Origin of the sequence: Nocardia sp. NPDC051833, assembly GCF_040681225.1 — a bacterium.
GTDB lineage: Bacteria > Actinomycetota > Actinomycetes > Mycobacteriales > Mycobacteriaceae > Nocardia.
Genome location: NZ_JBFAYK010000002.1, coordinates 173,948 through 197,130 on the forward strand (window position 1 = coordinate 173,948; position 23,183 = coordinate 197,130).

A 23,183-nucleotide genomic window follows, 5' to 3' on the forward strand; every position below is an offset into this window, starting at 1 on the left:
GGCCGGGGCCGTCCGGCCGCGGTGTTCGTAGACTCGAGCTATGACGGCAGCGGCATCCGATTCGACTGTGCTACCGGCGAGTCTGGTGGAGATGACGGCGCGGCACGTGCGGGCCGAGGTGCTCAGTGGCGCGCTGGCCCCGGGCGTGCGGGTGGGGGAGGAGGCGCTGTGCGCGCGGCTGGGCATCAGCCGCGCGCCGGTCCGCGAGGCCCTGCGGCGCCTGGCCGAGCAGGGCTTGATCGAGCACCTGCCGCGGCGGGGCTACCGGGTGATGGTGTGGTCGGCGGCCGACATCGTCCAATTGTTCGAGGTGCGAAGGGCATTGGAGCGCCACGCGCTGTCCACCGCGCTGCCCCACCCCGATCTGGACCGCGGGCTCGGGGGCGTGCGCTCCGCACTCGACGAGCTGACCGACGCCGACCGGCGCGGCGACTGGGTCGCCCGCGACGACGCGCATCGCCGCTTCCACGCCGAGATCGTGGCGCTGGCGGGCAATCGGCAGCTCGATCTGGTGTACGGCCAGATCCTGGTGAAACTGCAACTGGCGATGGCGCGCAACCTGCGCGAGGAGACCGAGGTCGCCGCCCGCCGCGACGGTGTGCGCAGACACCGCGAGCTCTTGGCCGCGGTCGCCTCGAACGACCCGGCCGTCGCCGAGGCCGCCCTGCGGCAGCACGGCGAGCAAACATACCTGAAACTCGGTATCTGCTAACACATCCGATACAGACGGCGCCTCCGGCCGTCACACATTTTGTCGACAATCGACAACATGATCGGTTCGGCAGGCCCCACGGTCGCGGAAATCCTCGCCCAGCACCAGGACGGCAACGGTTCGCCGGCCAGAACCGCCGCGCGGGTCGCCGACGCGATCACGGCCCGCGGCGACGACGGCACCTGGATCACCCCGGTGCCGCGGGCCGCGTTGCTCGCCGCCGCGGCGGAGATCGAGCGTAGGCCGGGGGCGCGGGCGCTGCCGTTGTACGGCGTCCCGTTCGGGGTGAAGGACAGCATCGATGTCGCCGGGTACCCGACCACGCTGGCCTGCCCGGACTACGCCTACACCGCGACCAGGACCGCCCCCGCCGTGCAGCGGCTGCTCGACGCGGGCGCGCTGTTCGTCGGCAAGACCAATCTCGACCAATTCGCGACCGGCCTCAACGGCACCAGGACGCCGTATCCGATGCCGCGCAGCGTCTTCGGCGGCGACCTGATCTCCGGCGGCTCGAGCTCCGGATCGGCGCTGGCGGTCGCGCTCGGGCAGGTGCCGTTCTGTGTCGCCACCGACACCGCGGGCTCGGGCCGGGTGCCCGCCGCCCTCAACGGGATCGTCGGCTGGAAGCCGTCGCGCGGGCTGATCAGCACCGTGGGGTTGGTGCCCGCCTGCAAGTCGCTGGACTGCCTGACCCTGATGGGCACCACGATCGAGGACCTCGACCTGGTCTTCGACATCATCGCCGGGGTCGACCACGACGACCCGTGGACCCGGGCCCGTGGACCGCGCTATCGCGGCACGCCGATCCGGGTCGGCCTGCCCGCCGAGACCGACCTCGACTTCTTCGGCGACGACGCCATGCGCGTCGCCCACCTCGCGGCCCGGGATCGCCTGCCGCGCTCCGGTTTCGACTGCGTGGCGACCACGCTCACGCCGTTCCTGGACGCCGGGTCCCTGCTCTACCAGGGCCCGTGGGTCGCCGAACGGCTCGTCGAGTTCGAGAGCTTCCTCGCCGAGCGGCCCGACTCGCTGCTGCCGGTGATCCGCGAGATCCTCACCGGCGGACAGCGCTTCACCGCGGTCGACGTGTTCCGCGCCCAGCAGCGATTGCAGGAGCTGCGCGCCCGGGTCGGCCTGCTGTGGGCGGACTTCGACGTGATGGTCGTCCCGACCATCGGCACCACCTTCACCGTCGACGAGGTCCTGGCCGACCCGATCGCGACCAACACCGTCCTCGGGCACTACACCCACTTCGGCAACCTGCTCGACCTCACCGCGGTCGCCGTGCCCGCGGGCACCACCCGCGACGGCAGGCCCGTCTCGCTCATGGTGTTCGGGCCCGCCCTCGCCGACGACACCGTCCTCGCGGCCGCCGCCCGCCTGCTCGACGAACCGCGCGCCGTCACCCCGTCCCGCTCCACCGTTCTCGAGGACCACCGATGACCGAGATCCCCGCCACCCCGGCGCCGTTCCCCTTCGACCCGGCCACGACCGCGCTGCTCGTGATCGACATGCAGCGCGACTTCCTGCTCCCCGGCGGCTTCGGCGAGAGCCTGGGCAACGATGTCTCGCTGTTACGAGCGGTCATCGACCCGCTGGCCGGGCTGATCGCCGCCGCGCGTGCGTCGGGCGTGCCGGTGATCCACACCAGGGAAGGTCATCTGCCGGATCTCTCGGACTGTCCACCCGCGAAACTGCGACGGGGCAACCCCGCCCAGCGCATCGGCGATCCCGGCGCGTTCGGCCGCATCCTGATCCGCGGCGAGTACGGGCACGACATCGTCGACGAGCTCGCGCCCATCGAGGGGGAGGTGGTGATCGACAAGCCGGGCAAGGGCGCGTTCTACGCGACCGAGCTCGGCGCGGTGCTGGACCGGCTCGCGATCACCTCGCTGCTGGTCACCGGGGTCACCACGGAGGTGTGCGTGCACACCACCGTCCGCGAGGCCAACGACCGCGGCTACGAGTGCCTGGTCGTCGCCGACTGTGTCGGCTCCTATTTCCCCGAGTTCCAGCGCGTCGGGCTGGCGATGATCGCCGCCCAGGGCGGGATCTTCGGATGGGTCGCCGACTCGGCCGCCGTGGTCGGCGCGCTGACAACCACCACCGCTTCCCCCGTCACGGCCTAGCGAACAGGAACACCCATGTCCGTCGACACGACCACCACCAGCAAAGCTCCCGAACCCCCTGCGCCCCTGGTCCTTCCGTGGTGGACGCGCGGTGACACCAACGCCTTCTTCGGCCTGGCGTTCAACATCCTCGTCAACGTCTTGACCCTCACCACGCTCACCATCGCCGTGGTGCGGATCCCGAGTGGCGACGTGCTCGGCACCGTGTTGCCGGCGCTCGGGGTCGCGCTGGTCCTCGGCAACCTCTACTACATGGTCCTCGCGCGGCGGCTGGCCCGGCGGGAGAATCGCAGCGATGTCACCGCGCTGCCGTACGGGCCGAGCGTGCCGCACATGTTCATCGTCGTGTTCGTGGTGATGCTGCCGATCTATCTGAAGACCGGAGATCCCTTGCAGGCGTGGGCCGCCGGGCTGGCCTGGGCCTTCATGATCGGCGTCATCGTGATGATCGGCGCCTTCGTCGGGCCCTACATCCGCCGCGTCACCCCGCGCGCCGCCATGCTCGGCACGCTGGCCGGTATCTCGATCACCTTCATCGCCATGCGGCCCGCCGCGCAGATGTGGGAGGCGGCCTGGATCGGCCTGCCGGTGCTGGCCATCATCCTGATCGGCTTCTTCACCGATGTGAAACTGCCGGGCAATATCCCCGTCGGACTGGTGGCGCTGCTGGTGGGTACGGCGATCGGCTGGATCGGCGGCTATCTGTCCGCACCGGACGTGGCGCAGGCGGCGAGCGATATCGCGCTGGGCCTGCCGGATCTGCGCCTGGATCTGCTGTTCGACGGACTCGGCAATCTGGCACCGCTGCTGGCCACCGCCATTCCCCTCGGCATCTACAACTTCACCGAGGCGATGAGCAATGTCGAGAGTGCCGCGGCCGCGGGGGACAACTACAACCTGCGCAGCGTCCTGCTCGCCGACGGGTTCGGCGCGGTCATCGGGGCCGGTTTCGGCTCACCGTTCCCGCCCGCGGTCTACATCGGCCATCCCGGCTGGAAGGACGCCGGTGGGCGCACCGGGTACTCGCTGGCCAGTGGGCTGACCATCGGCGTCATGTGTCTGCTCGGCCTGTTCGGCGTGCTGGCGACGGTGCTGCCGATTCCGGCGATCGTGCCGATCCTGCTCTACATCGGCCTACTGATCGGCGCTCAAGCGTTCCAGGCCGTCCCACGGCTGCACGCGGTGGCGGTGGTCGCGGCCCTGCTGCCCAACCTCGCGGAGTGGGCGGTGACCCAGATCGACAACGCGCTGTCGGCGGCGGGCACCTCGGCCGACAAGGTCGGGTCGGCGGCGCTGGGCCAGGCCGGCGTGGTGTACGACGGGCTGAAGACGTTCGGCTCCGGCGCGGTGCTGGCCGGTCTCGTCCTCGGCGCGATCGTCACGTTCATCCTCGACAAACGGTTCCGCGCAGCGGGACTCGCCGCGCTCATCGGCGCGGCACTGAGCTGGATCGGGTTGATCCACGCGCACGCGGTCGAGTGGGCGGCCGCGCCGCAGGTGGCTCTCGGGTACGCCTTCTTCGCGATCGTCTGCCTGGCCTATTCGGTACTGCCCTCGACCTCGGCGGCGGCCGAGCCGACGGTCGACGAGACCTGATCGACGCGTCCGCGGTGCCGGTCTATCCGGGTTCGGGCAGGTCGGCGTAGAACTCGCGCAGCGCGGCCGTCACCCCGACCAGCACCCGGTGGGCGGCCGCCAGATCGCTGTCGGGCAGGTCCGCGAGCGCCGAACGGGTCCGGGCGCTGAGCGGTCCGAAGAAGCCGGCCGCCACGGCCATGCCGTCCTCGGTGTAGCCGAGGTGCACGCGCCGCCGGTCCGTGGCATCGGGCACCCGCTCGAGGTGGCCGGACTCGATCATCCGCTCCACCAGATAGGTGACCGCGGGCGCGGAGACGCCCATCAGCTTGCTGAGCTGACCCGCGGTCACCGGCGCGCCCTCGGCCTCGGCGGTCGCCACATGCATCAGGGCGCGGAAATCATTCGGGCGCAAGTTGTTCGAGCGTGCGAAGACGTGCCCGATCTGCTCGGAGATCGCGGTCAGCGCTCGCAGATCCCGGGCGATCTCGGTCTGGAGCCCCGCCCGGTCGACGGCCGGATCCGTGTTCACGCTGTCCTCGCCCACGCGTTGTCTCCTCTCGCTATCCGGCTGCGAGCTTAGCGCCCGGACGGCCCGCCATTGCCCATTAGTTAAGTTTCTGAAATAGTCTCCCCCGTGATGCGAGGGAGCGACGGACAGGGCTGGGACCGGTTTGCCGGGTTGGTGACCGGTCGGCGATCGTGGGCGGTGCTGCTGGCCGTGCTCGTGGCCGCGATAGCGGTGATGGGCTGGGCAGGCGGCAACGACAGCGCGGGCCAGGCGCCGGTGTCGCTGCCCGCGTCGGCGGAATCGGCACGGGCGGCCGAGGCGGCTGCGCAGTTCCCCGATGCGGGCAACGCCGCCGCGATCATGGTGGCGACGCGGGTCGACGACGGAGTGCTGACCCCGCCGGATCTCGCGGCGCTGGAGGCCGCCCTCACGCGGGCGGGCGTGCCCGCGTCCGACGGACCGCGCGTCGTGCCCGCGCCGGACGGCCGGGCCGTCCTCGCGCAGATCGCGGTGTCCGCCGAGCTCAACGGATTCGCGCTCACCGACCGGATCGAGGAGCTGCGCGGCGCGCTCGCCACCGACCTGCCCGAATCGCTGCGCGTGCAGGTGACCGGCGGACCGGCCTTCGGCGCGGACATCGCCGACTCGTTCTCCGGGGCGAACGCACTGTTGCTGCTCGTCACCGCGCTCGTGGTGATGGTCCTGCTGATCGTCACCTACCGGTCACCGGTTCTCTGGCTGGTCCCGTTGACGGTCGTCGGACTGGCGGACCGGGTCGCCACCAGCGTCGGCACCGCGCTGGCCCAGCTCACCGGACTTACCTTCGACGGGTCGACCTCGGGCATCACCAGCGTGCTTGTCTTCGGCGCGGGCACCAATTACGCCCTGCTGCTGGTGTCGCGCTACCGCGACGAACTGCACCGGCACACCGACCATCGGGTGGCCCTGCGTGCGGCGGTGCGGCACGCCGCGCCCGCCATCGTCGCCAGCAACATCACCGTCGTGCTCGCCCTGCTGACCCTGCTGCTCGCCCTGCTGCCCAACACGCGCAGCCTGGGCGCGTTCGCCGCGGCGGGACTCGTCGTCGCGCTGGTCTTCGTCCTCGCCGCGCTGCCCCCGGCCCTCGCGCTGTGCGGGCGACGGGTGTTCTGGCCGTTCGTGCCGCGCGCGGACGGTCGCGACACGGCCGCGCACGGCGTCTGGTCGGCCGTGGCGAACCGCGTCGTACGCCGGCCCGCGCTGGTGGCAGGTGTCGCGTCGGCGGTCCTGGTGGTGCTCGCCACCGGGCTGGCGACCACGGATATCGGACTCGCGCGCACCGAGCAGTTCCGGGTCGAGGCGGAATCGGTCGATGGGCTCGAGACCCTCGCACGGCACTTCCCGTCCGGCTCCTCGGATCCGGCCGTGGTGATCGCCCGCACCACCGCGGACGCGGACGTGCGACGGGAGATCGAAGGCGTGCACGGTGTTTCGCGTGCCACGGCCACCGGCGTCACCGACGCGGGCAGCACCCGCTGGTCGGTCGTGCTGGATGCCGCGCCCGGCTCGGGGGAGGCCTTCACCACCATCGCCGCGATCCGGTCGGCGGTCGGCGCGGTACCCGGCGCCGAGGCGCTCGTCGGCGGGTCCGATGCCGAGGCGCTCGATATCCGCGACGCCGCCCGCCGGGACCAGGCGCTGGTCATCCCGCTGATCCTCGCCGTCGTCCTGCTGGTCCTGCTCGTGCTGTTGCGGGCCGTCCCGGCGGCCCTGCTGCTCGTCGGGGTGACGGTGCTCAGCGCGCTCGCGGCGCTCGGTGCTGGGAGCTGGATCAGCGACACAGTGTTCGGGTTCCCCGCCCTGGACACCAATGTTCCGCTGTTCGGCTTCCTGTTCCTCGTTGCCCTGGGGGTGGACTACACGATCTTCCTGGTGACCAGGGCCCGCGAGGAGGCCGCGGCGCACGGCACCACGCGCGGCATGGTGCGGGCCGTCGCGTCGACGGGGGCTGTCATCACCAGCGCGGGTGTCGTTCTGGCCGCGGTGTTCTGCGTGCTCGGCGTGCTGCCGCTGATCACGCTGACCCAGCTGGGCATCGTCGTCGGAATCGGCATCCTGCTGGATACCTTCGTGGTGCGGACCCTGGTCGTGCCCGCGCTGTTCGCGTTGCTCGGCGACCGCGTGTGGTGGCCGACGTCGCCCACGACAACCGCTGTGGGACAGGCCGAGCCGATCCACGCGACATGACCCGCGTCGCCGCGATCAGGGCGTGGGCGGCAAGGTGGCCAGGTAGTCGCGGAAGTCGGTGGCCTGGCGACCGGTGAGGGTGGCCACCGCGTCGGAGACCTGGGCGAGATCGCCCTGCGCGATGGCGGTGTAGGTGCTCACCCACCCGTCGACCTCCCACCGCGGCGCGTCGTAGCTGGCTCGCGTGGCATACGCCTCGTCGACGGTCTGATCGACGAAACGATAAGGGCGACCGAGGATTGCGGTCATCTCGGCGGCGGCCTCCGGCAGCGTGAAGGCCCGCGGACCGGTGAGGTCGAAGGTCTCGCCGGTATAGGTGGTCGTGGTGAGCACGGCGGCGGCGCAGTCGGCCACGTCGGCGCGGGTCACCGCGGCCACGGCGCCGTCACCGGCGGGCCCCGCGATCACGCCGTCGGCGTCGGCGAAGTGCGGGATGATGTCCTGATACTGGTTGTCGCGCAGGAACGTGAAGTCCAGGCCCGACTGCCGGATGGCCTGCTCGGTGAACCAGTGATCGCGGCCGAAGGTGAAGGTGCAGTCCGGCGCGGCACCGACGAACGACAGGTACACAATGCGCCGCACACCCGCGCCGCGGGCCGCGTTGACCACCGTCGACTGCTGCGCGGCGCGATCGGCGCTCTCGGTGGCCGAGACGAAGAAGAACGTCTGCACGCCCGCCAGCGCGGCGGCCACCGTGTCCGGCTCGGCGTAGTCGATGACCGCCGTACTCGCCCCCGCGATCGACGGCAGGCGATCGAGACGCCGGCCGAGCAACCGCAAGGGCGCGCTCGAGTCCGCGAGCAGCCGGGCGACCCGCCCGCCGATCTGTCCACTGGCCCCTGAAATCGCAATGGTTTCCGGCATCCGCCCAGGCTATTGCACCCGGGGTGCCCGGAGGGACGCGCCGGTCGCCGTGTCGCGTTCTGCGGTTCGGCCGCGCGGATGGTGGAATCTGCGGGTGCGTGTATCGAGCGGGATCGCCGCTGTCACTGCGGCCGTGATCATGACCCTGCCCGCGCTCGTCGCGGCACCGGCGAGCGGCGCGGTCCGCCACACGGCCTGCGGGTCGACACTGTCGGGCGGGGACATCGCCGAGATCGCGCGACTGTCGGACACATCGACGATCTCCGGCGCCGATGCGCTGGCCCGGCTCGAGGACGCCGTCGCCCGCCATCACCGGATCACCGAGATCCTCGTCGAGCACCGAGACCTGCGCGGCCTGTTCGCGATCGGGCTCGACGCTGTCGAATACGCCGCCGTCATGCCGCTGCAGCGCGATCCCGGCGCCTTCGTGAATCGCGAGTACGCGCACGCGATCAGCACCGAACTGCTGCGCCGTTTCCTCGACAATCTGCACGCCGAATTCACCGGCGGTGTCACCGAGCCGCAGTGGGCGCACTATTTCGCCCTCGCGCAGGACTGCGGCGCCTCCCGCGCGCGCACCGCGATGGCGGGCTACAACGCCCACCTGACCGTGGATCTGACGTATTCGGTGGCGGCCGTGGGCAGCCGACCGGAGAACGCGCAGGACTACTTCGAGATCGTCGCCACCATCGCCGCCGCGGGCGACCTCATCGTCGACCGCACCAAGGCGGCCTACGGCGCCGACCTCGGCCCGCTGTGGCGCTTCTACTTCGTCGGCGAGGGCCTCGACCAGCTCTTCGGCGCGGGCGTGGCCACCGAACAGCTGCTCATCGCCGCCGATCTCGGCGCCAACACCGTCATCTTCACCAATGGTCTGGCCCTCCAGGACCCCGCCCTCGCCCCGACGGTCCGCGCGGAGGTCACCGCGCTATGGCAGGCAGCCGACCTCGCCTTCGAAGCCCTCGCCCGGATCAACGCCCTCTGAGTCTCCTGGCACCTGGGCACCGGACGCCATCGAGGTCACGCGATTCACGGAAAGCCCGAGAACGGGAAAGGCCCCGGACAGCGGTGTGAACCGTTGTCCGGGGCCGGATTTCGCGGCGGGGGTCAGCCCGCGGTCTGCTCCTTGCTGCGGATCTCCACGATCGGCAGCACCAGGGCGGCGGGCGCGCCCGCGGGGACGGCGGGCTGCTGCGGAGCGACGGGGGCGATCCGGCTGTAGCCGGCGCTCTGCTCGGGGCGGGTGTCGACCTCGCCCTTGTTCGGCCAGTAGGCGGCGGCGCGCTCGGCCTGGGCGGTGATGGTCAGCGACGGGTTCACGCCCAGGTTGGCCGAGACGGCGGCGCCGTCGACGACGCTGAGGGTGGGGTAGCCGAAGACACGGTGGTAGGCGTCGATCACGCCGTGCTCGCGGTCGGCGCCGATCGCGGCACCACCCAGGAAGTGCGCGGTGAGCGGGACATTGAACACCTCACCCCAGGTGCCGCCCGCGACACCGCCGATCTTCTCCGCGACCCGGCGGGTGACATCGTTGCCCGCCGGAATCCAGGTCGGATTCGGTTCGCCGTGGCCCTGCTTGGAGGTGAGCTTGCGCCCGCCGAACAGGCCACGCTTGGTGTAGGTGGTGATCGAGTTGTCCAGGTGCTGCATCACCAGCGAGATGATGGTGCGCTCGCTCCAGTTCTTCACGCTCAGGAAGCGCAGCAGCAACAGCGGATGCAGCAGCGCGATACCGAGGAAGCGCAGCCAGCGCGGGACCTTGCCGCCACCGTCGACCATGAGGGTCTGCAGCAGGCCCATCGAGTTCGAGCCCTTGCCGTAGCGGACGGGCTCGACGTGGGTGTCGGGCGTCGGATGGATCGAGGAGGTGATCGCGACACCCTTGGTGAAGTCCTGGCCGGGCGCGAGGGTCTTGGTCGCGGCGCCGACGATGGACTCGGAGTTGGTGCGGGTCAGCAGGCCCAGCTTGTCCGAGAGGTTCGGCAGCACACCCTGATCGCGCATCGAGTGCAGCAGCTTCTGCGTGCCGAGCGTGCCCGCGGCCAGCACGACCTGTCCGGCCGTGAAGGTCTTGGGGTCCTTGCGCACCCACGCGCCGGTGCGCTCGGTCGCGACGTCCCAGGTGCCGTCGGGCAGCGGGCGCAGGGCAGTGACCGTCGTCATCGGAATGATCTGCGCCCCGGCCTTTTCCGCCAGGTAGAGGTAGTTCTTGACGAGGGTGTTCTTGGCGCCGAACTTGCAGCCGACCATGCAGTCGCCGCACTCCACACAGCCGGTGCGCTCGGGCCCGGCACCACCGAAGTACGGGTCGGCCACGGTCTGGCCCGGCTCACCGAAGAACACGCCGACCGGGGTCTGCACGAAGGTGTCGCCGACGCCCATGTCCTCGGCGACCGCCTTGAAGATCTCGTCGGCGGGGGTCATGTGCGGGTTGCGCACCACACCGAGCATCTTCTGGGCCCGCTCGTAGTACGGGGTGAGCTCGGAGCGCCAGTCGGTGATGTCGCGCCACTGGGCGTCCTGGAAGAACGGCTCCGGCGGCACGTAGAGGGTGTTGGCGTAGTTCAGCGAACCGCCGCCGACACCGGCGCCGCCGAGGATCAGCACGTCGCGCAGGGGGTGGATGCGCTGGATGCCGAAGCAGCCGAGCTTGGGCGCCCACAGGAACTTGCGCAGGTCCCAGCTGGTCTTGGGCAGTTCGTCGTCGGCGAACCGGCGACCCGCCTCGAGAATGCCGACCTTGTAGCCCTTCTCGACCAGGCGCAGCGCGGTGACACTGCCACCGAAGCCGGAGCCGACGATCAAGACGTCGAAGTCGGTGGTGCGATCGGACATACGAGGGCTCCTCGATCGGTGTCGACAGTGACGTCGGTAACGCTAACGTCGACAGCCAGAGCTGTCAAAGTCCGGCGCGGGCGGCCCTATGCTGGTCGGGTGCCCCGATACACCCGAGCGGAACTCGCCGACGTCAGCGGCGTCGCGGCGCGCACCATCCGCTACTACCACTCGCTCGGCGTGCTGCCGAAACCCGGCCGCGCGGGCAAGGAGGTCGTCTACTCCGACGCGCACCTGGACCGGCTCCGCGACATCGTCGCCATGCAGGCCCGCGGCCTGCGCCTGGACGCCATCCGCGAGGTGTTCGACGCCGAGCCGTCGCCCGGTGCGGGCGACTGGCGCACGCTGTTCGATCCGCGCGCCGTGCAGGCGGGGGAGCGGACGGTGATCGTCGACGACGCCGAGCTGACCGAACTGCTCGGCGATCGCGGCACCGATGTCCTCGCCGAGCTCATCGCGGCGGGCTACCTCGAGCGTCGTGACGACACCTGGTTCGTGCCCGACCGCCCGATGCTGAAGGGCGCGCTTGTGCTCTACGACGTCGGCACCGACATCACCCTCAGCGGTGTCCTGCGCACCTTGATCCGGGAACGGATCGCCGACCTGGCCGACGACGTGGTGCGCACGGTGCGCGCCGCCGCGGGCACGGGGTACGGCGGCGAGGACGTGGGCGTCGACCTGAGCCGGTTCCGCGAACAGTTCCTGGCCATGGCCTGGGAGGTGGGCGGCGCGACCTTCGCCGCCGAGATCGAACGCGCGGCCGGTGTCGTCGAGCCGGTCGCCGACACAGCCGACCGGCGGCGGCTGGACCGTGCCGCGGGTGCGCGATGATCGGGAGATGAGTACCGACCGACCGGGGCCGCGGGCGCTGGCGCGCGCCCAGACCCTCGCCGACATCAAACGGATCGGCCGCGAGCACCTCGCCTCGCAGGGCGCGGCCGCGTTGTCGCTGCGCGCCGTCGCCCGCGACCTGGGCGTCGTGTCGTCGGCGGTCTACCGGTATGTGCGCAGCCGCGACGAGTTGCTGACGCTGCTCGTGGTGGACGGCTACAACGCGCTCGGCGACGCCGTCGACGCGGCCCTGGCCGAAGCGCCCGACGACCCGGCGACGCGCTTCCGCGTAGTCGCCCGGACCGTGCGCACCTGGGCGCTGGCCGAGCCGGCCTGGTACGGACTGCTGTTCGGTACCCCCGTGCCCGGCTACGCCGCCCCCGCCGAGGACACCGAGACGCCCGGAATCCGGGTGATCGCGACCCTGCTCGGCATCATCGACAGTGCCTTCCGGGCGGGACAGCTCAGCGCTCCCGCCGTCGAGCCGGTGGTGTCACCGGCGGCGTCGGCCGATTTCACCGCAATTCGCGGGCAATTCGGCATGGCCGCCCCGGACTGGCTGATCGTGGCCGGCCTCACCACCTGGACGACCCTGTTCGGCGCGGTGAACTTCGACGTCTTCGACATGTACGGCCGCGATACCTTCGCCGACCGGGCCGAAGTTTTCGAACTCCAGATCGACCAGATGCTCCGGATGCTCGGGTTCGCGAACGTTGCCGTGAACTAGCTGTTCGGTTCGGTGTGGCGGACCGCCTAGTGTGGACCGGTCGGTACCGTAGCGATCGAGCTGATTCCCACGGTATGTGGAAAGAGAGATGTGTATCCGGCGACGCCCACCGGTGTCGCCAACGAACGGGAGTGCCCGAGTGAATTCACGCGAGGAGATGTTGCGCCGCGTCCGTGACGGGCTGCTGGACCTTCCCGACGACGAGCGTCGGGTGCCCATGCGGCGGTCGTCGCGGAACGGCGAGGACGTCGATCCCGCCGAGCGGGCCGCCGTCCTCGCCGAGTTCGCCGGGCGGTTGCGCGAGCACGGCTCGCTCGTCCGCTCCGTCGACCTCGCCGGCCTGCCCGCGGCGGTCGCCGACGTCCTCTACGGCATGAGCGTGCGCTCGGTCCTGGCCGCGGTCGAACCGGGCCCGGCCTGGCTCGACCACTGGGCGAGCGCTCCCGGCCACGAGGTCGTGCACCGCGGCTCGGGTGCCTCGGAGTCCGGCGACGCCGTGGTCCGCGACGCGGTGGCCGGCGACGCCTCGACCGGCTCCCTCGCCCTCGACGTCGACGGCGGCCCCGACGTCTCCGAGGTGGTCCCGCAGGTCTGTGTCGTGCGCGCCGACCGCGTCTTCGGCTCCCTGCCCGACGCCCTCGACCGCCTGGACCCCCGGCGCCCCCTGGTCTGGCTGGGCGGCCCGGGCGACGCCGACCTGGCCCGGCAACTGATCGTCCTCCTCGTCGAATAGCGCTCGACCGGCGGTCACAAACCGGTGTGGCGGGTTGTGTGGGACCGTAAGTCTCAGTTATTCTCGGATCAACCGGTGTGACGGCGCTTACAGTGCCGCCGACCGGACGCGAACCGAGGAGGCACCGATGACGCTGACCGAATCGAGCCGTGGCGGACTCATCACCGAGGAGTACCGAGATGCGCTGGCGACCCTTTCGCAGGGGTCCGTCGACCGGCATTTCGATCCCTACCTCGATATCGACTGGGATTCGCCGGAGCTCGCCCTTGACCCGAACGACGTGCGCTGGGTTCTCTCACCCGACGTCGACCCGCTGGGCGCCACGCAGTGGTACCGCGATCAGCCGCTGGACCGGCAGATCGCCATCGGGAAGTGGCGGATCTCGAACACCATCAAGGTCGGCGCGGCCTTCGAGAGCATCCTGATCCGCGGAATGATGCAATACATCATGAAGCTGCCGAACGGCTCGCCCGAGTTCCGGTACTGCCTGCACGAGATGACCGAAGAGTGCAACCACATCCAGATGTTCCAGGAACTGGTGAACCGCATCGGGGTGGACGTGCCGGGGATGCGGCCCATGTTCAAGGTGCTCTCACCGCTGATCGGGGTCGCGGGCGGCTACGCCCACACGATCCTGTTCATCGGCATCCTCGGTGGCGAGGAACCGATCGACCACTATCAGAAGGCGGTCATCCGCGAGGGCGCGTCCATGCCGCCGATGGTGTTGCGCACCATGGAGATCCACATCGCCGAGGAAGCGCGCCACATCTCCTTCGCCGGCGAGTTCCTGGCCGCGCACGTCGGCCGGATGGGCAAGTTCAATCGCGGCGCGTGTTCGGTCGCGTTCCCGATCGCCATGCGCTGGCTGGCCGGGGAGATCATGGCGCCGCCGCGCTCGTTCGAGCGCGAGTTCGACATTCCCCGCGAGGTGATCGAGCAGGCGTTCTGGAAGTCGGAGCACTCGCAGAAGATTCTGTCGGGCTACTTCGGTGACATGCGCAAGCTGGCCGACGACCTCGGTCTGATGAACCCGATCGCCCGGCGGTTGTGGCGCACGCTCGGTGTGGACGGTCCGGCCTCGCGCTATCGCAGCGAGCCCGAACGCGGACATCGCCGGGTCGCCTGAGCGGCGTTCAGCCCGTGGCGAGCTGGGTGATGATCTCGACCAGCTGCTGGTCGGGGTCCAGGGTCAGGCCGTGGCGGCGGGCGACACCGTCGACCACGTGCCAGGCGTAGGAGGCGACCTCCTCGATCAGCTGGTCCCTGGTCAGTACCGGGTTCGGGTCGTTGGCCCAGCGCGTGACGGTGGCCTCGGTCATGGACACGATGGCGAAGGTCATCGTGTCGGCCGAGCCGTCGTCGCTCACGCCGACCACACCGGCGAGACCGGTGACCAAGGCTCTGGTCGACGCCGCGATGGTCCCGATCAGCGCGCTCATCGCGTCGATCTCGGAATCGTCGTCCGAGGGGCCGGTGCGCAGGAAGTCGTGCAGCCGGGGATGGTCCTCGATCCAGGTCACCACGGCGCCGACCGTGCGCACGAGAATGCTGTTGATGGACCCGTCGGCGATATCGAGCGCGTCCTCGATATCGGCGACGAAACGGTCGGCGATATCGCTGCGGATCCGCCGATCGAGCTCGTCCCGCCCCGCGAACTGCCGGTACACCACGGATTTCGCCAGGCCGGCGTTCTCGGCGATCTGGACGATCGGCACCTCGACGCCGGCGGGCGCCTGCTCGATCAACTCGACCGCCGACAGCACGATCCGCTCCCGGCGGCTGTCGTTGTGCGGCTGCCATCGGGCTTGTCTGCCGCTCACGGCGCTGGAGGGGCGTGACGTTGCGCTCGACACCCGCCCGAGTGTAGAGCACCCGGCACGCGCGGAAACCGCTACCGAGGGACCGACACGGGATCGGTGCAGCTCGTCGCCGCGTCGACCAGCGAGCACGGGACCGGCGCCCTGGTCGGGCGGTAGTCGGCCGGGACCCCACCGCCCGCGGTGATCGCGCGGTAGGCCGCGACGGCATCGGTCGGGGTCCGGGTCAGTGTCGGGTCGGTCAGCACGTCGACCGTGTACAGGCCGAATCGTGGTGTGTAGGAACCCCATTCGTAGTTGTCGGTCAGGCTCCAGTAGTTGTAGCCGATGAGCGGAATGCCGTCGGCGACCGCGCGCTGTAGCCAGTAGACGGTGTCGCGCAGCGAGTCGGCGCGGGTGTAGCCGTCGGCGCGCGGGCGGCCGTTCTCCGTGGGGATGCCGTTCTCGACGATGTAGAGCGGCTTGCCGGGGAAGCGGCGGGCGTAGTGGTCGAGTGCGTAGTAGATGCCCTCGGATTGCAGTGGCAGCGTCCAGAGCCGGTCGAAGTCGGGAACGGTGAGCTGCGTGGGGGAGACGCCGTAGTAGTAGTCGATGCCGATGTAGTCGAGGCGGGCGGCGATCCGGTCGAGCAAAGGCCCGCTGACCGCGTCGTCGACGCCGGGGATGAAGGCGATATTGCTGGTGACCTGGGCGCCGGGCTGCACCGAGTGGATGTAGTCGTAGATGCTGTTGTGCGCCTGGGCGATCCGGTCACCCATGGCCGGGACGTCGGCCACGCCGATCCCGCCCTTGCGTACCTCGTTGACGAGGTAGAACGTGGGCTCGTTGAAGGTCACCCACAGTGGGTCCGCGCCGGCGAAACGGTCGACCACCACTCGCGCGCTCGCCAGCCAGTTCGACACGATCTCGGGATCGCGCCAGCCACCACGATCGGCGGCCCAGCCCGGATACACCCAGTGGTCGAGGGTGAGCATCGGGCGCATGCCCGCGTCGGTGATCGTGCGGACCACGTCGTCGTAGAAGGCGAGGGCGCTGTCGTCCCAGACCCCGGGCCCTGGTTGCACCCGCGCCCACTCGATGCCGATGCGGTACACGCGCACACCGAGATCCGCGGCGAGTGCGATGTCGGAGCGGTACCTGGTGTGGAAGTCCACCGAGTTCAGGTAGGGGTCCTGGGTGGCACCGGACGCGGCGTAGCGACGCCAATTGCTGTCCGGCGCATCGCCTTCGGCCTGGAATCCGGAAGCGGCCACGCCCCAGAGGAATTCGGGCCCGAGGGGTGCGAGGTGGGCCGGTGCCTGCGGGCGGGCGAGAGCGGGGGAGGGGCTGGTCGTCAGGAGTGTCGCGGCGGCCAAGGCGACCGTGGCGAGGAATCGGCGACCGCTGGGGGAGGGCATGGCACTCACTCCTGAAGGGAAGGTGGGGGAGTTGTCCAGTGTGCGTCATCCAGACGGCGGATTCCGGGAATCCCGCCGGTGCGGCGTCGCACCAACCCGAACCTCGACTACAACATATTGTTACGTAGATATGCGCATCTAAATATGTAACCTCACCTCGATATCCCAGCCGCCCACAGGTTCTCTACATGTCCGAACGTCAACACCGCTCCACTGCATAGACGGGGAAGGGCCCTCTCGCCCGCATGTCGCGGCGGCGCTCCGGGTGGGCGAGTGAGTTGTCTCTCAGCAGGCCGTTCCGAGTCGAGGTATCCGTTTCGCTCGAGACAGGATTTCAAGATGCCGCGGAACCCCTTACCTGCCCTCGCACGTGAATTCGCCGCACAGCCCTGGGTCATGCGCGGTGCGGGCATCGTGCTGCCGACCGAACGACTGCTGCGCAGGCTCAGCGGTGGCCGGTGGGGAGTTCTGGATCTGGCCGGCCTGCCGTCGATCGAGGTCACCGTGGTCGGCCGCAAGTCCGGCCAGCCGCGGACGACTTCGCTGCTGTGCGTCCCCGACGGCGACGGCTTCTATCTCGTCGGCTCGAACTGGGGCAAGCCGGAACATCCCGCGTGGTCGGCGAATCTGCGCGCGGCCCGGACCGCCTCGGTGCGCTACAACAGCAGTTCCGCCTTCCCGGTGACGGTCGCCGAGATCACCGGCGTCGAGCGCAAGCGCGTCTGGGATCTGGCCGTCGAATTCTGGCCCGGTTACGAGATGGAGTTCGAACGCTCCGGCGGCCGCGAGTTCCGCATCTTCCGGCTGGACCGCATCGCCGACTGACCCGAGGTCGTACCGGGTTCCCTTCCACTGCCGGTCCCGGTTCGGGCCGCGCTCGGCACCGTTGCGCTGTCCGAGCTGGTGCGCGCTACGGTGTCCGGAAGCCGCCGATCCTCTGTTCGAGCAGTTCGGCCAGCCGCAACGGGGTGCGGTCCTCGAACATGGGACCGATGAGCTGTACGCCCACTGGCAGGCCCTCGGGTGAGCGGCCCGCCGGTATGGCGGTGGCGGGGAGGCCGGGCGTGGTCGCCACACCGGCCCAGACGAGCTGGTCGAAGTACGGGTACGTGGTGCCGTCGATATCGACCCGGCGTTCCAGGGGATGGGGGTGATGGTCGTGCGGGAACGCGGGCGTGGGCGTGATCGGGCACACCACGGCGTCGTACTCGGTGAAGAGCTGCCGCCAGCGGTGCCGATGGAGTTCGCGAAGGTTGTTCGCCGCCAGCCAGTCACGGTGGCTGAACACCATCGCGCGGAGCCGGGTCGCGTCCAGGCTCTGGTCGTCCGCGTCCAGTTCGGCGGCGCGGCGGCGGAGCTGTTCGTACTCGTCGACGGGGAAGTAGGCGACGGAGCCCGAGAACAGCAACTGCATGTACAGCGTCGCGGCTTCGGTGGGATCGGGCAGCAGCGGACTGTGCCGGTCGACGTGGGCGCCGCCGTCGACGAGCGCGTCGGCCACCCGGTTCACCCCCGCTCGCACCGCGGACCCGGTGGGAATGAGTGGATGGTCGTCGAGGACCAGGACGCGGAAGTCGCCGAGCTGTCGGTGACGGGCGGGCGGGAGGGCGAGATCGAACCCGACGCCGAGGGTCAGGGGATCGGGCCCGGCCATGACGTCGAGGAGCAGCGTGAGGTCGCGGGCAGTGCGCGCCATCGGGCCGACGACGGCGAGGTCGAGGTCGACCGGCCAGGCGGGCGTGGTCGGAGGAACCATTCCGCGCGGTGCCGCCAGCCCGCGGGATGGCTTGTGCGCGTAGATGCCGCAGAAATGCGCGGGGGTACGCAGCGAACCGGCCTGGTCTGAGCCGATCGACAGCGCGCCGAATCCGGACGCCAGAGCCGCCGCCGATCCACCGGAGGAGCCGCCCGACGTGCGTGTGTGATCCCACGGGTTGTTGGTGGTGCCGTAGATCGCGTTGAAACTCTGGATGTCCTGCAGTCCGAGCGGCACATTGGTCTTGCCGAGCACGATCGCGCCCGCGGCCTCGAGGCGGGTCACCTGGACCGCGTCCTCGGCGGGTACATGATTCGCGTGCTGCGGCATTCCCCAGGTCGTGGGCAGCCCGGCGATGTTGTAGCTCTCTTTGACCGTCACCGGGATACCGAGCAGGGGGCGGTCTTCGCCGCGGGCGCGTGCTCGGTCGGCCCGCTGCGCGGCGGCTCGGGCGCGGTCGAAGGTCCGCACGCAGATCGCGTTGATCGAGGTGTCGTCGCGTTCGATACCGGCGATCGCTGCTTCGGTCAGTTCCGCTGAGGTCACCTCACCGGCACGCAGGGCGGTGGCGAGTTCTTCGGCTGATCGGAAATTCCACTCCATGCAGCGGACGGTATCGGCGTGCTTCTGCAGCCATAAAGAATCTCCCGGCGCAACGGGACAGTCGAATTCGGGCCTCGATTTCACCGATCGACGCAGCGATTTCGTCATTTCGCAGGTCACGGTGTCGACTCGGGTTGATCCGACTTTTTCGGGCCATGAAATGCTTTTTCGGACAACGGGATAGATGTCACAGCGACTACGGTGTTCGGCGGCGGGCACTCGCGTGGATCTCGCCGGAGTTACCCCATCAGAGCCCGAGTTTGGTGACGGCGTTGTCTTCGAGCGGATTCGCGGTACGGATGTAGCCGTGCACCGTGCGGGGGTTCGCCCAGCGGCCCTGGCGCATGATCTCGCGGTCGCTGGCGCCGCCGAGGGCGGCCTGGGTGGCGAAGCCCGCGCGCAGTGAGTGGCCGGAGAACAGGTCGGGGTCCAGGCCGGCGCGGGCGGCATAGCGTTTGACGAGTTCGGCGACCGCGCGACCGGACAGCGGGGCCGCGCCGACGGAGCCGTGCCGGTTGATCGTGGGGAACAGCGGGCGGTCGACGTCGGCGGCGAGCGGGGTGCCGGTGAAGCCGTGGCAGCGGTGGATCGTGGTGTCGGGCACGGGGTGGTCGGCCGTCCAGGTTCGGGTGCCGTGGTCACCCGCCGCCGCGTGCACCTCCAGGAGCTGGATCCAGTCGGCGAAGGCGCAGATGGGGCAGGTACGGGGATGTTTGCCGCGCGGTAGGGCGATGCGCTGCTCGGCGACGCCGGTGGGGTCGGTCTTGGTGGTCGGCAGGTGCACGACGAGCAGTGGTTCGCCGGTGGTGTGATCGGTCCGCACGTTGACGTCGCTGACGCGCAGGCCCGCGAGTTCGCTGCGGCGCAGGGCGCCGGCGAAGCCGACCAGCAGGGCGAGCGCGTCGCGGCGCCGGGCGGGCTCGGTGGGCCACCCGGGGTCGGGGAGCTCGGCGAGCAACTGGTCGAGGGTGTGCAGCAGGACGGGGCGTTTGCGGGTCGGCGGGGTGCGGCGGGTGCGCCGGATACCGCGCAGTGTCAGCCGCACGACGTCGGAGCGGGTCGGCGAGGGTAGTCCGTTGGCCGCGTGCACGGCGGCGATGGCGGCCGACTTGCGGTCGAGGGTGGCGGGGCTGAATGCCCAGGTGCCGTTGTCGCGGCGGGCATCGGCGGCCGCGGCGAGGTACACGGCGACGTCGAGCGGGTCGGCGGGCAGGGCCTGCCGGTGCTCGGCGGCGCACCAGCCCGCCCAGGCGATCCAGTCGGTGCGGTAGGCGCGCAGGGTGTTCGCCGACTGGGAGGCTTCGAGGTAGCGGCGCAGGGCGTCGGCCTGGCCGTCGTCGAATCGTTCGCGGACCAGGCGCAGCGCGGCGGTGTCGACGAGGACGCTGCGCACGCCGCGGCGCAGTTCGGTCCGTACCTGTTCGGGAAGGACGACCGCTGCGTCGCTGCCGCTCACGTCGCCGCTCCTCGCGTGAATCAGTCTGTCGCCGATGACTCCTGGCGTTCGAGCCTAGGTCATCGGCGGACCGCTATGGCATCTCGGCCAGTTCGGCGAGCTTGGTGTGGATGTAGGCGGCGAGCCGATGCCGGGCCGCGGTGGTGAGGAAGCTGGTGTCGCCGAGTCGCGGAAAATGGTCGTCGACGTGGTCCGATGCGGTTTCGGGGGCGCCGGCGGGTTCGTCGACGGGTGCGAGACGGGCCGGATGTTGCTGGGGGAGAGGAACATTCGGCACATCCGGGTCGGTGTGCGCTGCTCCGTGACGAACCATGCCTGAACCTTAACGTTTTGATTACGGCCGCCGCCAACAAGGCGGGCCCGGTAGTGATAACCGACACGTTTTCACAGTGGGTGGATGATCGGGGCGTGGGTAGCTGGCCGTACCGTCGGGGCATGGTTTCGTTGCGTGGCTGGGCCTCCTTTCCCGACGAGCTCCCGGCGTTCGACCCGGACTCGGCACCGCCGACACCCCACGAGCTGTTCCTGGACTGGCTGACCGAGGCCGGGGAGCACGTGCTGGCACCGCACGCGGTGACACTGTCGACCGTGGACGCCGACGGCACTCCCGACGCGCGCGTGGTGATCCTGAAGGATGTCGGTCCGTCGGGGTGGGCGATCGCCACCAGCTCGGAGAGCCCGAAGGGCCGGCAATTGGCGAAGACTCCGCACGCGGCGCTGACGTTCTTCTGGCCGGGGCGCGGTCGGCAGGTCCGCCTGCGCGGCCCGGTGACTCCCGCGGCGCCGGACGTCTCCGCCGCGGACTTCCTCGCCCGGCCACCGGCCTCGCGGGTCGAGGCGTTGATCGGACGGCAGTCCCAGGTGCTCGACGATCCGGCGGAGCTGACGGCGGCGGCCCGGGAGGCTGAACACTGGGTCGACGAGAACCCCGGCACGGCACCGGACACCTGGACGCGCTACCTGATCGCGCCCGTCGAGGTCGAGTTCTGGCAGGCGAGCCACGACCGACGGCATCTCCGGCTGCGATACCGCGACTCGGACGACACCTGGGTCCGCGAACGCCTGTGGCCGTGAGGCTCGTCGTCAGGACGCGCGCGCGGTGGGGTTCTCGGCGAGGGCGGCTTCGCTGACGTAGCCGGCGACCGGGCTCAGCTGGAGGACACCGGGCATGCGGCGGGTCAGCGCGGCCGGGCCGGCGAAGGTCACCCGTCCGGTGCGCTGGGCGTGGGTCAGCGGCATGCGGCCGAGCCAGACCTCGTAGAGGGCAGCCACGTCGGCGACGATGGCGACATCGACCGGGTAGCCGGGGTCGGCCTCGCACACCGAGGGGGTGCCCGCCTCGACGACGATCCAGAATCGGCGGACGTCGTCGGTGAACCGGACCTGCAGGACGTGCCGCCTGCCCGGGAATCCGGAGGTGTCGACGCGGGTGTGCATCCACCACACGAGCAGGGCGGGGTCGAGTTCCTCGTGCTGTGGCGCGCTGAAGGTCCAGCGGGCACCCCATTCGCCCAGGCCGAACAGGATCGGCTGGAGCTGGGTACCCGCTTCGGTGAGCAGGTGGTCGGCACCGATCTTGTCGAGCAGCCCGGCGCGTTCGAACTGGCGCAGTCGTTTGGCGAGCAGGCTGCGGGACAGGCCGGGCAGACCGCGCGCGAGGTCGTTGAAGCGGGTGGTGCCCAGGTAGAGGTCGCGCAGGATGAGCAGCGACCAGCGTTCGCCGAGCACGTCGAGCGCGCGGGAGATCGGGCAGTACTGGCCGTAGCCTGCGGTCGTATCAGTCATGGTCACCTCGCCGACGGGGTCCATTTCCTGGACCGGGAGAGTCCACTTTCTGGACTATCTGGTTATCGCGGCGCTTCCTACCTTCGAAACATGACTTCCACATTTTCCGACACCACGTCCCGTACCGACCGCGTCGCCCTGGCCCGCGCGATCGGTGAATCCCTGCGTTCGGAGGTCCCCGAGCGGGACCGCACCGGCGAGATCTCCGTCGCCGCGTTCGACCGGCTCCGCGCCGACGGACTCTCGGCCGCGCTCGTGCCGGTCGAGTTCGGCGGCGGTGGCGCCACCCATCGGGAGATGGGGGAGATCCTGCGGGAGCTCGGTCGCCATGATCCGTCGACCGCCGTCGCCTTCGCCATGCATTCGCATCTGGTGGCCGCGCAGGTCTGGCGGCACAAGCACGGCGTCGACGCGTCCGCGGTGTTCGCCAAGGTGGCGGCGGGCGCGATCCTGGTCAGCACCGGGGCGTCGGACTGGGTCGATTCCAACGGCACGGCCGCGCGCGTCGACGGCGGCTACTCGGTCAGTGCCAGGAAGGCGCCCGCGAGCGGCTGCGAGGTCGGCGACGTCCTGGTGACCAGCGTCCGCTTCGAGGATCAGGTCCTGCACTTCGCCGTGCCGATGACGGCGCCTGGTGTGAGCATCGACAAGACCTGGGATTCGTTCGGCCTGCGTGCGAGCGGTTCGCACACCGTCGTGCTCGACGAGGTGTTCGTCCCGGACGCCGCGATCTCGCTGATCCGTCCCGCCGGTCCGTGGCCGCCGGTGCTGAACGTGGTGATCGGCGCGGCGCTGCCGTTGGTGCTGGCGGCCTATCTCGGTGTCGCCGACACCGCCGTCGACCTGACCGCCCACATGCTCGAAGGTCGCAGCGAAGCGCACACGGTGCAGTCGGCGGGCGAGATGCTCAACGCCTACACGACCGCCTCGGACCTGATCACCGCCATGTTCGCCGACTCCGAGGACCTGACCTTCGCCAACACCGACGCCTACGCGGCCCGCACCCTCAGCCGCAAGACCGTCGCGGCGGACGCGCTCATCACCACGGTCCGCCTGGCCATCGAAACCACCGGCGGCGCAGGCTATTCCCGCGCCTGCGAGCTCGAGCGCCTCTACCGCGACATCCACGGCTGTCAGTTCCATCCCCTGCCCCGCGCCAAGCAGACCCGCTTCAGCGGTCGGGTGCTGCTGGGCCACAGCCCGATCGACTGATCGCGCCGTGCCCG

The 23,183-nt window shown here is 70.2% G+C and carries 22 protein-coding genes; 13 read left to right on the forward strand and 9 right to left on the reverse strand.

Translation table 11 applies throughout. From position 1 onward, the window contains the following. Positions 1-40 precede the first annotated feature (40 nt). Genes AB0L91_RS18805 through AB0L91_RS18820 form a run of 4 tightly spaced genes read left to right on the forward strand, consistent with a single transcriptional unit; the run spans position 41 to position 4,437 of the window. On the forward strand, positions 41-712 hold the full coding sequence (locus AB0L91_RS18805) for a GntR family transcriptional regulator (protein ID WP_365011605.1): 672 nt from the start codon (positions 41-43) through the stop codon (positions 710-712). Between the two features lie 57 nt (positions 713-769). Next, entirely contained in the window at positions 770-2,155 is a 1,386-nt protein-coding gene (locus AB0L91_RS18810; RefSeq protein WP_365011607.1) for an allophanate hydrolase, read from the forward strand. Then, positions 2,152-2,841, forward strand: coding sequence for an isochorismatase family cysteine hydrolase (locus AB0L91_RS18815; RefSeq protein WP_365011608.1), 690 nt, complete (start codon positions 2,152-2,154; stop codon positions 2,839-2,841). The genes AB0L91_RS18810 and AB0L91_RS18815 overlap by 4 nt, the downstream gene beginning before the upstream one ends. 15 nt (positions 2,842-2,856) lie before the next feature. Next, the gene (locus AB0L91_RS18820; protein ID WP_365011609.1) at positions 2,857-4,437 is read left to right on the forward strand and encodes a regulator; all 1,581 of its coding nucleotides are present in this window, start codon (positions 2,857-2,859) and stop codon (positions 4,435-4,437) included. Positions 4,438-4,459: 22 nt separating this feature from the next. On the opposite strand, the gene AB0L91_RS18825 is transcribed toward AB0L91_RS18820, so the two are convergent. Beyond that, positions 4,460-4,963 (reverse strand): MarR family winged helix-turn-helix transcriptional regulator, encoded by a 504-nt coding sequence (locus tag AB0L91_RS18825; protein ID WP_357347239.1) that lies wholly within the window; start codon positions 4,961-4,963, stop codon positions 4,460-4,462. A 93-nt stretch (positions 4,964-5,056) separates the two neighbouring features. Here AB0L91_RS18825 and AB0L91_RS18830 point away from each other — a divergent pair, with 93 nt between their 5' ends. Next, positions 5,057-7,153, forward strand: a complete 2,097-nt coding sequence (locus tag AB0L91_RS18830) for an MMPL family transporter (protein ID WP_365011611.1) — start codon at positions 5,057-5,059, stop codon at positions 7,151-7,153. A 15-nt stretch (positions 7,154-7,168) separates the two neighbouring features. Here AB0L91_RS18830 and AB0L91_RS18835 read toward each other — a convergent pair whose 3' ends face one another. Next, positions 7,169-8,017 carry an NAD(P)H-binding protein gene (locus AB0L91_RS18835; RefSeq protein ID WP_365011613.1) on the reverse strand — a complete coding sequence of 283 codons (849 nt, stop codon included), beginning with the start codon at positions 8,015-8,017 and terminating at the stop codon, positions 7,169-7,171. Positions 8,018-8,111: 94 nt separating this feature from the next. On the opposite strand from AB0L91_RS18835, the gene AB0L91_RS18840 reads away from it, so the two are divergent. Next, entirely contained in the window at positions 8,112-9,002 is an 891-nt protein-coding gene (locus AB0L91_RS18840; RefSeq protein ID WP_365011615.1) for a DUF5995 family protein, read from the forward strand. 122 nt (positions 9,003-9,124) lie between these two features. Here AB0L91_RS18840 and AB0L91_RS18845 read toward each other — a convergent pair whose 3' ends face one another. After that, complete coding sequence (locus tag AB0L91_RS18845; protein ID WP_365011617.1) at positions 9,125-10,852, reverse strand: GMC family oxidoreductase; 1,728 nt, start codon at positions 10,850-10,852, stop codon at positions 9,125-9,127. 99 nt (positions 10,853-10,951) lie between these two features. Between AB0L91_RS18845 and AB0L91_RS18850 the strand changes: the two genes are divergently transcribed. The 4 genes from AB0L91_RS18850 (at position 10,952) to AB0L91_RS18865 (ending at position 14,269) form a co-directional block, all read left to right on the forward strand. Then, positions 10,952-11,683: a MerR family transcriptional regulator gene (locus AB0L91_RS18850; RefSeq protein WP_365011618.1), complete on the forward strand. Its 732-nt coding sequence runs from the start codon at positions 10,952-10,954 to the stop codon at positions 11,681-11,683. 7 nt (positions 11,684-11,690) lie between these two features. After that, on the forward strand, positions 11,691-12,410 hold the full coding sequence (locus AB0L91_RS18855) for a WHG domain-containing protein (RefSeq protein WP_355271952.1): 720 nt from the start codon (positions 11,691-11,693) through the stop codon (positions 12,408-12,410). Positions 12,411-12,549: 139 nt separating this feature from the next. Next, positions 12,550-13,143: a hypothetical protein gene (locus AB0L91_RS18860; RefSeq protein ID WP_365011620.1), complete on the forward strand. Its 594-nt coding sequence runs from the start codon at positions 12,550-12,552 to the stop codon at positions 13,141-13,143. A gap of 127 nt (positions 13,144-13,270) precedes the next feature. Further along, a complete protein-coding gene (locus AB0L91_RS18865; RefSeq protein ID WP_355271956.1) occupies positions 13,271-14,269 on the forward strand; it encodes a diiron oxygenase in 999 nt (332 codons plus the stop codon). Positions 14,270-14,276: 7 nt separating this feature from the next. Here the strand turns inward: AB0L91_RS18865 and AB0L91_RS18870 are convergent, their stop codons facing one another. Both AB0L91_RS18870 and AB0L91_RS18875 read right to left on the reverse strand, forming a co-directional pair. Next, entirely contained in the window at positions 14,277-14,996 is a 720-nt protein-coding gene (locus AB0L91_RS18870) for a TetR/AcrR family transcriptional regulator (protein ID WP_357347218.1), read from the reverse strand. Positions 14,997-15,034: 38 nt separating this feature from the next. After that, on the reverse strand, positions 15,035-16,357 hold the full coding sequence (locus tag AB0L91_RS18875) for a family 1 glycosylhydrolase (RefSeq protein ID WP_357347216.1): 1,323 nt from the start codon (positions 16,355-16,357) through the stop codon (positions 15,035-15,037). Between the two features lie 339 nt (positions 16,358-16,696). Here AB0L91_RS18875 and AB0L91_RS18880 point away from each other — a divergent pair, with 339 nt between their 5' ends. Continuing rightward, on the forward strand, positions 16,697-17,182 hold the full coding sequence (locus tag AB0L91_RS18880; RefSeq protein WP_357347214.1) for a nitroreductase family deazaflavin-dependent oxidoreductase: 486 nt from the start codon (positions 16,697-16,699) through the stop codon (positions 17,180-17,182). A gap of 85 nt (positions 17,183-17,267) precedes the next feature. Here the strand turns inward: AB0L91_RS18880 and AB0L91_RS18885 are convergent, their stop codons facing one another. From AB0L91_RS18885 to AB0L91_RS18895, 3 genes are all read right to left on the reverse strand, one after another. Continuing rightward, positions 17,268-18,824, reverse strand: a complete 1,557-nt coding sequence (locus tag AB0L91_RS18885; RefSeq protein WP_365011623.1) for an amidase — start codon at positions 18,822-18,824, stop codon at positions 17,268-17,270. 139 nt (positions 18,825-18,963) lie between these two features. Then, complete coding sequence (locus AB0L91_RS18890; RefSeq protein ID WP_365011625.1) at positions 18,964-20,172, reverse strand: site-specific integrase; 1,209 nt, start codon at positions 20,170-20,172, stop codon at positions 18,964-18,966. A gap of 73 nt (positions 20,173-20,245) precedes the next feature. Continuing rightward, the gene (locus AB0L91_RS18895; RefSeq protein WP_365011627.1) at positions 20,246-20,485 is read right to left on the reverse strand and encodes a hypothetical protein; all 240 of its coding nucleotides are present in this window, start codon (positions 20,483-20,485) and stop codon (positions 20,246-20,248) included. A 122-nt stretch (positions 20,486-20,607) separates the two neighbouring features. Here AB0L91_RS18895 and AB0L91_RS18900 point away from each other — a divergent pair, with 122 nt between their 5' ends. Beyond that, the gene (locus AB0L91_RS18900; RefSeq protein WP_365011629.1) at positions 20,608-21,246 is read left to right on the forward strand and encodes a pyridoxal 5'-phosphate synthase; all 639 of its coding nucleotides are present in this window, start codon (positions 20,608-20,610) and stop codon (positions 21,244-21,246) included. Positions 21,247-21,255: 9 nt separating this feature from the next. Here the strand turns inward: AB0L91_RS18900 and AB0L91_RS18905 are convergent, their stop codons facing one another. Beyond that, entirely contained in the window at positions 21,256-21,957 is a 702-nt protein-coding gene (locus AB0L91_RS18905; protein WP_357347204.1) for a winged helix-turn-helix transcriptional regulator, read from the reverse strand. A gap of 90 nt (positions 21,958-22,047) precedes the next feature. Here AB0L91_RS18905 and AB0L91_RS18910 point away from each other — a divergent pair, with 90 nt between their 5' ends. Beyond that, the gene (locus AB0L91_RS18910) at positions 22,048-23,169 is read left to right on the forward strand and encodes an acyl-CoA dehydrogenase family protein (RefSeq protein ID WP_365011631.1); all 1,122 of its coding nucleotides are present in this window, start codon (positions 22,048-22,050) and stop codon (positions 23,167-23,169) included. Positions 23,170-23,183: the final 14 nt, after the last annotated feature.